The organism is Aequorivita vitellina (assembly GCF_022008365.1).
GTDB lineage: Bacteria > Bacteroidota > Bacteroidia > Flavobacteriales > Flavobacteriaceae > Aequorivita > Aequorivita vitellina.
Window position 1 is genome coordinate 1 of sequence record NZ_JAIRBA010000105.1, and the last position, 891, is coordinate 891.

Here is an 891-nt window from a genome sequence, read left to right on the forward strand (position 1 = left end):
CAATCTGAAACCAATAATTTCGATTCCGTTTCCATTATGGATATTAATGGAAGAATTGTTATTGCATCAGAAAAATTAATTTCAAATAAAATAGACATTTCAGCATTAAAAGCGGGAATGTATTTTATAACCGCTACCACTTCCGAAGGAAAAACTACAAAGAAATTTATTAAAAATTGATTTTCGCTAAATAGAATCGAAACAGATTTCATTGAATGAGCGTAATAGCTTTCTAGCGGCTAAAAGTGAATTTTTAAGTACATTTAATTACTAATCTTTCAGTTATGAAAAAACTTATACTTCTTTTTACAATTGTTTTTTCCGTGCAAATAACAGTTGCCCAACCTCCGGAATATTTTGTAGATAATTGGTATTTGCACAGTTTTACAACCAGTAATGGAGTAGTTACAATAAGTGATTTAGAAATTACACAAGGACCAACTTTGATTATCCAAAATGATTATACGCTCTATGGTTCGAGTTTCTGCAACGACTTCGTGGGAAACTTTGAATACATAAATAACGGTCCATTAGGTGTTGACGACAACTTTATTCCAAGGAATATAGTCCGTGAAACTGAAAACTGTCAGGATTTGGAGGAGCTGGAATCCTATTTTTTCATTCCCTTCCTCGGAGAAAATACCGCGGATATTTATGTGATAGAGGCATCAGGGGACCAAAAACATATAGTACTTCAATATAATTTTAATATTGGTTATCAAGAATACAAAAATTTTCCTGCTCTAGAAATAAAAGATCCTTCGATTAAAAAATTGGTTATTTATCCAAATCCTGTTCAAGACAAACTGATTATTCAATCTGAAACCAATAATTTCGATTCCGTTTCCATTATGGATATTAATGGAAGAATTGTTATTGCATCAGAAAAAT

General features: G+C 31.3%; 2 protein-coding genes. Both read left to right on the forward strand.

What is annotated here, in order from left to right; translation table 11 throughout:
• Positions 1 to 180: T9SS type A sorting domain-containing protein (locus K8089_RS16165; RefSeq protein WP_237604321.1), on the forward strand; the 180-nt coding region annotated here is incomplete at its 5' end.
• 104 nt (positions 181 to 284) lie between these two features.
• A partial coding sequence (locus K8089_RS16170; protein ID WP_237604322.1) for a T9SS type A sorting domain-containing protein occupies positions 285 to 891 on the forward strand: 607 nt, incomplete at its 3' end.